The organism is Pseudomonas antarctica, assembly GCF_900624995.1.
Lineage (GTDB): Bacteria > Pseudomonadota > Gammaproteobacteria > Pseudomonadales > Pseudomonadaceae > Aquipseudomonas > Aquipseudomonas antarctica.
On sequence record NZ_UYXQ01000153.1, the window covers coordinates 1 to 8,180 of the forward strand.

The 8,180-nt window shown below is 56.3% G+C and carries 9 protein-coding genes and 5 pseudogenes; 8 read left to right on the forward strand and 6 right to left on the reverse strand.

What is annotated here, in order from left to right:
• The 6 genes and pseudogenes from tnpA (E0F99_RS31320) to E0F99_RS30745 all read left to right on the forward strand — a co-directional run.
• Positions 1-394 (forward strand): IS66-like element accessory protein TnpA (tnpA, locus tag E0F99_RS31320; protein ID WP_130909041.1); only part of this gene is annotated, 394 nt, incomplete at its 5' end.
• Positions 391-735: an IS66 family insertion sequence element accessory protein TnpB gene (gene tnpB / locus E0F99_RS27350; RefSeq protein WP_083358978.1), complete on the forward strand. Its 345-nt coding sequence runs from the start codon at positions 391-393 to the stop codon at positions 733-735. The genes tnpA (E0F99_RS31320) and tnpB (E0F99_RS27350), both read left to right, overlap by 4 nt.
• Positions 736-772: 37 nt before the next feature.
• Positions 773-2,278: an IS66 family transposase gene (tnpC, locus tag E0F99_RS27355; RefSeq protein ID WP_083358977.1), complete on the forward strand. Its 1,506-nt coding sequence runs from the start codon at positions 773-775 to the stop codon at positions 2,276-2,278.
• 3 nt (positions 2,279-2,281) lie between these two features.
• On the forward strand, positions 2,282-2,860 hold the full coding sequence (locus E0F99_RS27360) for a plasmid pRiA4b ORF-3 family protein (protein WP_083358976.1): 579 nt from the start codon (positions 2,282-2,284) through the stop codon (positions 2,858-2,860).
• A 72-nt stretch (positions 2,861-2,932) separates the two neighbouring features.
• Positions 2,933-3,034, forward strand: a pseudogene (locus tag E0F99_RS30925) (transposase); the annotation flags it as partial.
• A 6-nt stretch (positions 3,035-3,040) separates the two neighbouring features.
• Positions 3,041-3,181, forward strand: a pseudogene (locus tag E0F99_RS30745) (transposase domain-containing protein); the annotation flags it as partial.
• Between the two features lie 141 nt (positions 3,182-3,322).
• On the opposite strand, the gene E0F99_RS27370 reads toward E0F99_RS30745, so the two are convergent.
• Both E0F99_RS27370 and E0F99_RS27380 read right to left on the reverse strand, forming a co-directional pair.
• On the reverse strand, positions 3,323-3,934 hold the full coding sequence (locus E0F99_RS27370; protein ID WP_083358974.1) for an LbetaH domain-containing protein: 612 nt from the start codon (positions 3,932-3,934) through the stop codon (positions 3,323-3,325).
• A gap of 412 nt (positions 3,935-4,346) precedes the next feature.
• On the reverse strand, positions 4,347-4,763 hold the full coding sequence (locus tag E0F99_RS27380) for an ester cyclase (protein ID WP_083358973.1): 417 nt from the start codon (positions 4,761-4,763) through the stop codon (positions 4,347-4,349).
• A gap of 238 nt (positions 4,764-5,001) precedes the next feature.
• Between E0F99_RS27380 and E0F99_RS27385 the strand changes: the two genes are divergently transcribed.
• On the forward strand, positions 5,002-5,883 hold the full coding sequence (locus E0F99_RS27385; protein ID WP_083358972.1) for a LysR family transcriptional regulator: 882 nt from the start codon (positions 5,002-5,004) through the stop codon (positions 5,881-5,883).
• A gap of 127 nt (positions 5,884-6,010) precedes the next feature.
• On the opposite strand, the pseudogene E0F99_RS27390 reads toward E0F99_RS27385, so the two are convergent.
• From E0F99_RS27390 to tnpA (E0F99_RS31325), 3 genes and pseudogenes are all read right to left on the reverse strand, one after another.
• Positions 6,011-6,259, reverse strand: a pseudogene (locus tag E0F99_RS27390) (IS66 family transposase); the annotation flags it as partial.
• A 61-nt stretch (positions 6,260-6,320) separates the two neighbouring features.
• The gene (gene tnpB, locus E0F99_RS30160; protein ID WP_156795356.1) at positions 6,321-6,656 is read right to left on the reverse strand and encodes an IS66 family insertion sequence element accessory protein TnpB; all 336 of its coding nucleotides are present in this window, start codon (positions 6,654-6,656) and stop codon (positions 6,321-6,323) included.
• Positions 6,653-6,964 (reverse strand): annotated as a pseudogene (gene tnpA / locus E0F99_RS31325) (IS66-like element accessory protein TnpA); the annotation flags it as partial. The gene tnpB (E0F99_RS30160) and the pseudogene tnpA (E0F99_RS31325), both read right to left, overlap by 4 nt.
• A 158-nt stretch (positions 6,965-7,122) precedes the next feature.
• Here tnpA (E0F99_RS31325) and E0F99_RS27410 point away from each other — a divergent pair.
• A pseudogene (locus E0F99_RS27410) lies at positions 7,123-7,843 on the forward strand (alcohol dehydrogenase catalytic domain-containing protein).
• 61 nt (positions 7,844-7,904) lie between these two features.
• Here the strand turns inward: E0F99_RS27410 and E0F99_RS27415 are convergent.
• Positions 7,905-8,153 (reverse strand): hypothetical protein, encoded by a 249-nt coding sequence (locus E0F99_RS27415; RefSeq protein WP_130909042.1) that lies wholly within the window; start codon positions 8,151-8,153, stop codon positions 7,905-7,907.
• Positions 8,154-8,180: the final 27 nt, after the last annotated feature.

Here is an 8,180-nt window from a genome sequence, read left to right on the forward strand (position 1 = left end):
TTTAGTGGACACTATCTTGGATACAACTGCCCCCGCCCGTCGAACCGGCCGCCGTCCTAACTTCCCGTCGGAGTTCAAACGCCAAGTCGTCGAGGCCACCCTCCAGCCTGGCGCCTCCGTGTCGCTGATCGCTCGCGAGCATGACGTCAATGCCAACCTGGTCTTTCGCTGGCGGCATCAATATCAAGAAGGGTTATTCGGCCCCGTCAGCCAGAGCGCAACGTTTTTGCCTGTCCAGGTGATCGAGGCGCCAACGGTTTTACCGCAAGTCGTCCAGCCACAGCTTGAGTCGCATTCCGAGATCGTGGTTGAGATGGGAAAAGCCACGCTGCGTATCACGGGCACGCCAGATCCACAGATGGTGCAACTCGTCTTGCAGCAGTTACTACGATGATTGCCCCGCCCGCTGGAACCCGTATCTGGATCGCCGCCGGCATCACGGATATGCGCCGTGGCTTCGACGGTTTAGCGGCATTGGTGCAGACCCAACTGGAAGCTGATCCGTTCTCTGGTCAGATTTTCGCTTTTCGCGGACGGCGCGGTGACCGGATCAAATTGCTGTGGTGGGACGGCGACGGGTTGTGCCTGTTTTGCAAACGGCTGGAGCAAGGACGCTTTGTCTGGCCGCAAGCAACCAGCGGCAGCGTGTCGCTGACGACTGCGCAGTTGTCGATGCTGTTGGAAGGCATTGATTGGCGCAGGCCAATTCGTACAGCACCCGTCCTCGCGGTCTGACTTGCCACGCTGAAAAAATCCCCAGTAACATTCGGTCATGACTCTCGCGACCGACTCCCTGCCTAACGATCTTCAAGCCTTGAAGGCTCTGGTCTCTGCCCAGCGGGCAGAGATTGAGCGGTTGAAAATGATGATCGCCAAGCTGCGTCGTATGCAGTTCGGTCGCAGCTCCGAGCAACTGGAAGCGATGATCGACCAGCTCCAGTTGAGCCTTGAAGAGTTGCAAGTCAGTCAGACTGAACTGACACCGCCAATCGAACCGACACCTCACGTCGTCTCTCGGCGCAAGCCGTTGCCTGAACACCTGCCTCGCGAAATCCACGTCCATCAACCCGAATCACAGTGTTCTGGTTGCGGTGGGAAACTTCGCCATTTGGGGGAGGATGTGTCTGAGGTGCTGGAGTACGTCCCAGCGCGTTTCAAAGTGATCCGCCATGTTCGCCCCAAGTGGGTTTGCCGCTGCTGCGAGCACATCGCTCAGGTACCGGCGCCGAATCGCCCGATAGCCCGAGGCCTTGCAGGCCCTGGGCTATTGGCCCACGTGCTGGTCTCCAAGTTTGTTGACCATTTGCCACTGTATCGACAATCCGAGATCTACGCCCGTGAGGGCGTGGATCTGGAGCGCTCAACTCTGGCCGACTGGGTCGGCCAGAGCAGTCAATTGCTCAGGCCGCTGATCAACGCCCTTGAGCGTCATGTCATGAGCGGCCATAAAGTCCATGCCGACGACACGCCGATTGGTGTACTTGCGCCGGGCAACGGCAAAACCAAAACGGCTCGCCTATGGACATACGTGCGCGACGACCGGCCTGCCGGTTACACGACGCCGGCGGCTGTATGGTTTGCCTACTCGCCGGATCGCAAGGGGCAACATCCGCGTGCTCATCTCAAGAGCTTCAGCGGGATTTTGCAGGCTGACGGCTACGCCGGTTTTGCTCAGCTGTATGCGACAGGCACCATTCAGGAAGCCGCCTGCTGGGCTCACGCCCGCCGCAAGTTTTACGATGTCTACAAAGACCAGGCTTCACCACTTGCTGGCGAGGCGCTGCAACGGATTGCGGCCCTGTATGCCATCGAAAGCGAGATCCGAGGACAACCGCCAGATCATAGAAAAACGGTTCGGCAAAGTCGGTCAAGTCCGCTGCTGGAGCACCTGCACGTGTGGCTTAACCAGACGCTAACTCAACTGTCGAAAAAATCGACATTGGGCGGTGCAATCCTCTATGCCCTCAACCGGTGGCAGGCTTTAACGCGCTACTGCGATGACGGCCGAATCGAAATCGACAACAACGCCGCCGAACGGGCGCTGCGCGCCGTCGCGCTGGGCCGCAAAAACTACCTGTTTGCCGGTTCCGATGCCGGCGGAGAACGAGCAGCTGCGATTTACAGCCTGGTGGGTTCGGCCAAGCTCAACGACCTGAACCCGCAAGCCTATTTGACACACGTGCTGGAGCGCATCGCCGACTACCCGATCAATCGGGTCGACGAACTGCTGCCCTGGAACGTTTCTCTCACACTTACTGAACTCTGCGAGGCTGCCTGATCCATGGCCAAAAATGTTCGCTTGCTAAAACCCGAGCCTGATTTATTGCTACTGCACATTGAGTTGAAATGGATCGAACCTGCCATCTGGCGCCGCGTGGCGGTACCCGAGAACATTACTTTGAGCAAATTGCACACGGTGATCCAGTTCGCGATGGGCTGGGAAGGTGGGCATCTGCATGAATTTGAAATTGCCGGAGAGAATTACGGCACTCCCGACCCCGATGGAGGGGGCCCACCCGTGAACTCCGATGCCCGCAAAACCCTGATCAAAGCGTTGAACGGGAAAAGGACGTTCCGCTACCTCTATGACTTCGGCGATGGCTGGGATCACCGAATCAAAGTTGAAAAGAAATTACCCGCTGTGGCATGTCCTCAGGTGCCGTATTGCATCGACGGCGCCAATGCTTGCCCGCCGGAAGATATCGGTGGTGGGCCAGGTTATGCCGACTTCCTTGAAGCGATGGCAGACCCCAACCACCCAGAGCATGACGACATGTTGGAGTGGCATGGCAGCACCTTCGATCCAACGGTTTTTGAATGGGAGCGCGTCAATCAGTGGTTGAAGGAGATTAAGGTCTGAGTTTCAAGGCGGTGTAGCTCGGACGGTTACTATTTTTAAGCGGACGCGATCGCCCTTATCGCCAGGATTTCCATGCGCCAACGAAGCTCTTACCCCAAACCATTCAAAGCCCAGGTCGTCCAGGAATGCCTGCAACCTGGAGCGACGATTTCCAGCGTAGCCATCCATCACGGCATCAATGCCAACGTGAGCTTGATCCAGTCTGCGCGGCTCAATGGTCATGATCCGCACACCTATCTAAAAGATGTTCTCACCCGCCTGCCTACGCAGCGGGCGAGTGACATCACGGCATTGCTGCCGCATAGGTGGGCACCTATTTAACTAAGCCACGTGTAATCGCGGGACGATTGCGATGGAAGTTAGTCCAAAATAATTAAGCTTCCATACGAGGGCTTTCGCAAGAGCTTATAGCTAAGCCGCATTTACGATGCTGAGCGTGACCAGCTCTAAAGTTGGCGCCACTTAATCGTAGGCGAACTGGTCAATCAACCCCAGACGTGGAACGTGGGTGTTTGGCCGTAGTAGAGCGCCGGGAGCAATGACTGCGTTTGCTCCAATTTTGCAGCCGTCACCGACTAAGGCACCGAATTTTTTTACTCCCGTCACGATCACATTGTCACCATGGCGGATTTTGATATCTGCACCATCCAGTTCATTACGGTAATTGGCAATTATTGCACCTGCTTCAATATTCACGCCCTCGCCGATCAACGAGTCGCCGACAAAGTTGAAGTGTGCCAGCTTACTTCCACCGAGCATGAAGCTGCTTTTCATTTCGCAGCATGGGCCAACGATGCAATTGCTGCCGAGGTAAACGCCTCCACGTAGGTAAGCTCCCGCCGCCACAAATGATCCTTCGCCGATGATAATCGGGCCTTTCAGCACAGCCCCTTGCTCCACAACGGCGCTTTCGTGGATGGCACAGTCTCCATGGCGCCGATAACCCGCACCAAGACTTGCCAGCAAGGCCAAAATTTGGTTTTCACAGTCTTGAGAAACAAGCCAAGCGGTTGGGGGCACCAAGCCCAGCAATGGCCACCGAGTAATAAACGTACTGATCTCAACTAGCTTCATAGAAATTCCTCCGGTACGGGTAATGTGCGGGTAGATCCACGCGGCTGACGCTAGGGCAAGGGAGTCCCCCCGAAAATTCACGTGCAAGCCATGCCTGGGCTTTGCTGAGCTGAGTAGATGACTTCACCGGACGGATACACTGATTTTCGCCCTCAATGCACCCCACTAAAAATTCCATCACTGCCTTCACCGACCGCGAACGGCGCAGATCCGGGTACACCGTCAGCCCGATAGCGCGCATCGGCCCGTCGCTGGCCGTAAGCGTTCGGCCAACTCACCTGGCGTAGTTAGGGTATTGCTCAGACTCCCATCCAATTGCATTCGACCTGACTAGCCATTTGCATGGAATTGACGTAAGTGTCCATTCGACGTAACCGTCCGGCGAAGCCATCTACCCGACTCCGGTGATATCTTAGTGGGGAAACGCACCAATTTGTTGCATCAGACCCATCAAATCGGGCTGGCCGCGCTCTTCGACGATTTTGCCCTTCGCGAACTTGTAGATATTCAGCGCCTGAACGGCGATTTTTGTACCTGTTGCAGGCACACCGAAGAAAGCGCCCTGATGAGTGCCGCGCATTGTGAACCGAGCCGCGATCTTATCGTCCTCGGCAATTGTCTCATCAAGCGTCCATTGGATATCAGGAAAGCCTGCGCGCATCATCGCGATGATCTCCAGATAGCCCTGCTGACCTCTCAGGGGGGCTGGACGGCCGGGAACGTAGAAGATTGCATCGGGTGATACAAGCTGCTCACCCAGGGCAGCATCGGCAGTATTGATAAAGTCTACAAAGCGATTCATTAGGGCTTTGTTTTCGGTAACGGTCATGTCTTGTCTCTTCAGAGTGATAGCGACAGAGTGAGCCCCTGATGGTAGTCCAACCCTGAGCGGCGCTAGCCAGAATACAGGTTCAACATTGGCGCTGGATGGGAGTAAGGATTCCACACACATCTTGCGTTATCGAGCTATCGGCCCAGCTCGTTATAATCCGTGAGTACAGAGTATCTCGCGCCAAGACCGTGATAAATTGCACATCTGTTTCCTCATTGAAAACGTGGCGTTGTGAATGGATCGACTGACGAGCATGCGCGTATTTGCCAAAGCAGTTGAGCTCGGATCCTTTGCAGCGGCAGGTATTGACCTCAACATGTCGCCACAACTGGTTGGGAAAAACATCCTAATACTGGAGGAGGAGCTGGGGGTCAGGCTCTTGAATCGTACGACCCGGCGGCAGAGCCTTACTGACATCGGGAGCACCTTTTACGAGCGGGTAAAGATCATTCTTGCCGAGGTAGCGCTCGCCGACTCTTTGGTAGCCGAAACCAGGTCGGAGCCACGCGGTCGGCTTCGCATCAGCGCACCTGCGACGTTTGGCATCAGCGCTCTTGTGCCAAAGCTACCTATTTACCTTGAGCGTCACCCGCAAGTGCAGATTGATTTAACGCTCTCTAACCGTAATGTGGACATTGTGGACGATGGATACGATATCGCTTTCCGAGTCGGCAACCTTGCAGATAGCGCCCTGATTGCTCGTGTCTTGGCGCCGTATCGCTTAGTGCTATGTGCGGCTCCAGCTTATCTCGAACGTCATGGCGATATCGGCCACCCCAGAGATTTAACGCGCCATGAGTGCTTAGGCTTCTCTCATACCGCATTGCGTACGCATTGGCTTTTCGAAGGGCCAGAAGGGCGCATTGAAGTACCCATATCCGGCCGGTTGATGATCGATAGTGGAGAAGGACTTCTTGCTGCTGCCCTGGGCGGTATGGGCATCTTGATGCAGCCAGTAGAGCTGGTTGAGGCTGCATTACGCCGCGGTCAGTTGAAGAAGATCCTCCCAGACTTTGCGGTACCTACACGGCCGCTGCACGTTCTTTATCCTCAGGACAGGCTAATGACGCCCAAACTGCGAACTTTCTTAGACTTTGCCCTAGAGGCCTTTGGTTGAAGGCAAGGCAGTTACAATGCTATGTATTCAAGTGTTTGATACGAAGAGGCTAAACAGCATGCGTCCGGGCATCACGCCTTGCATGATTAAACTGGCTGCCACCTATGCGGTAGCAACTGATCGATTTCACTTGCCCGCTGCGCTTGGCAAACTTCAAGCGCTTGAGCTGAGCGATCTCGTGAGTCAGTTTCTCGATCACCGTTTGATTGCCGTTGATCTTCTTGCCCATCGTCTCAACGGTTTTACCCAGCGTTTCGACCGTCTTGCCCAGCGTGTCGACCTGGTGGTCAAGCGTCTCGACACGCTGCATCAACTGCGCCGCCAAGGCGCGCAGTTGTTCAGGGGTCAAGTGGTCGCGATTGGGTCGCGAAGTCATGGAGTCGATTTTGCCAGAGCAGGCAATTCGCGGCGGTAGATCGATAGGCTAATCGCAGCCGTTAAAGCAGTGTGATCGAGCCTCCAGAACCTGCGCGTTGCCATGGTAGACCCAGCACCAATGCCTGAAGTTGCTCGGTATCCAGTTCCATTTCAGAACCATGGCGAATGCCAGGCCAGTGGAACTTGCCTGGGTTCAACCGGCGTGCCGCCAACCATATTCCAAAGCCGTCATGCACCAGCACTTTCATGCGACTGGCACGGCGGTTGGCGAAAAGATAAGCACAGTGCGGCTGCGCCGTCCCGAATACCGCGATCACCTTGGCTAACGTTGTTTCGGTGCCTGCGCGCCTGTCCATCGGCTCTGTGGCGAGCCAGATGCAGTCGATGCGAATCATCGCAGCAAGTCTCGAAGAAAGGTCGCGCAGGCGGCAGCATTTTCAGTTGGCCAATTAACTTTGACGGTGCCACGCGAGTGCTGGATTTCAACGCTGATATTTGGCGATGCAACTTGCGAATTTGCGGCGGCCAGCGGCATGTGGAACGGAATAAATGCAGGTTCCAGCACCGTGCTTTTTTGCGCTTGCACCCGAATCCATTTGTGGACGAGGTTTGCGCTGAGGCTATGGCTGAGCGCGATGCTGGCAATCGAAGCGCCGGGCTGGGCACACTCTTGAATGAACTGGGCTTTGAAGGATTTGGAATACGAACGGCGTGTTGGCTACATGAAATACCCGCTTAAAAGGCTAGAACTGGTGCCCACTTAAATTTAAGTGCACACCATGTCTTGGCTTTGCGGGGCTGAATAGATGACTTGGCCGGACGCATACTGCTGGCCGTGGGTAACCGGACCAACAGCGAGTCGTGATCACCCACCAGGGTCGGCAACACCACCGCGCCCACCTGCGCCACGACGCTGCCAAACCCCAGGTCACGGCGGGCCATGTGCTGGTCAAAGTGGCCTGCGCCGGGATCAATTGCATGGACATTCATACGCGCCAGGGCAAATACGCCAGTTCAGTGACTTACCCGGCGCGCCTGCCGTGCACCTTGGGCATGGAGGGCGCCGGTGTGGTGGTGGAAGTCGGCCTGGGCGTGAGTCACCTGGCCGTGGGCGACCGTGTGGCCTGGTGCATTGCCTGGGGCGCCTATGCCGAATACGCCAATGTGCCTGCCGGAAAAATCGCACAGATCCCCAACGCTATTAGCTTCGATCAAGCAGCGGCGGCGATGTTTCAGGGCTGCACCGCGCACGACTTGATGGACGATGTTGCCCGTTTGCACGCGGGCAGCACCTGCCTGATTCACGCCGCGTCCGGCAGCATCGGCCAGTTGCTGGTGCAAATGGCAAGACACGTGGGGCTCACTGTTTTTGACCCGACCACGGTTGGCCGACCACATGGCCGATGGGGCGACCGTGCAACGGCGTGCCAATGCGGTATTCGCAGTGATGCTTGAGGGGGCGCTGACGGTGGACATTGAGGGGCATTACAGCCTTGCGACTGTACAGCAGGTCCATGCGCGCATTGAGGCCCGGCAACAGATCGGCAAGGCGGTGTTGTGGATAGACCGTAACCTGCATTAATCGCAGACGAAAAAAACCGGCTGATCAGGCCGGTTTGGGGTGCCCCGCGAACGGTGCGCAGTTATGCATTGTTGCCCTTCAGACGATCCGCACCACCTTCAGCCAAGCCACGCTCCTGCAGACGATCCGCACCACCTTCAGCCAAGCCACGCTCCTGCAGACGATCCGCACCACCTTCAGCCAAGCCACGCTCCTGCAGACGTTCTGCACCGCTCTGAGCAAGTCCACTCACCTCACGAAGCACAGCACAGCCTTCAGACACGCCACGGATCAACAACAGATACTGCGCCAGTACTGCATATCCAATCACGCGAAGACAAGGTCGACGACACGGTCG